Source organism: Streptococcus suis (assembly GCF_016775005.1).
GTDB classification, from domain to species: Bacteria; Bacillota; Bacilli; order Lactobacillales; family Streptococcaceae; genus Streptococcus; species Streptococcus suivaginalis.
On record NZ_JAEUXI010000017.1, the window covers coordinates 1 to 773 of the forward strand.

The following is a 773-nucleotide window of genomic DNA, read 5'->3' on the forward strand; positions in this document are numbered from 1 at the left end:
GACTCTGAGACTGACTCGGAGATGGACTCTGAAATTGATTCTGAGACAGACTCTGAAACTGATTCGGAGACTGATTCTGAAATGGATTCAGAAATGGATTCTGAGATGGACTCTGAGACTGACTCAGAAATGGACTCTGAAACTGATTCTGAAACTGATTCGGAGATGGACTCGCTTACAGACTCAGAAATGGATTCTGACACTGACTCGAATACTGACTCTGAGACTGATTCAGAGATGGATTCAGAGACTGATTCACTTACTGACTCAGAGATAGATTCTGAGACTGATTCAGAGATGGATTCTGAAACTGATTCACTTACTGACTCAGAGATGGATTCTGAAATTGATTCTGAAATTGATTCAGAAACTGATTCAGAGATGGATTCTGAAACGGACTCAGAGACTGATTCAGAGATGGATTCTGAAACTGATTCTGAAATGGACTCTGATACTGATTCTGATACTGACTCAGAGATTGACTCGGAAACTGATTCAGAGATAGATTCTGATACTGACTCAGAGACTGATTCTGAAATGGACTCAGAAACTGATTCAGAAACTGACTCTGAAATGGACTCTGAAATGGACTCTGAAACTGACTCAGAGATGGATTCTGAAACGGACTCGGATACTGACTCAGAGATGGATTCTGAAACTGATTCGAAAACTGACTCTGAAATGGATTCTGAGACTGATTCTGAAATTGACTCACTTACAGACTCTGAAATGGATTCTGAGATTGATTCTGAAATTGACTCAGAGACTGACTC

At 40.5% G+C, this 773-nt stretch carries 1 protein-coding gene; it reads right to left on the reverse strand.

What is annotated here, in order from left to right; genetic code table 11:
• The coding region (locus tag JNG37_RS10100; RefSeq protein ID WP_449276444.1) for a DUF445 family protein at positions 1–755 on the reverse strand (755 nt) is incomplete at its 3' end.
• Between the last annotated feature and the right edge of the window lie 18 nt (positions 756–773).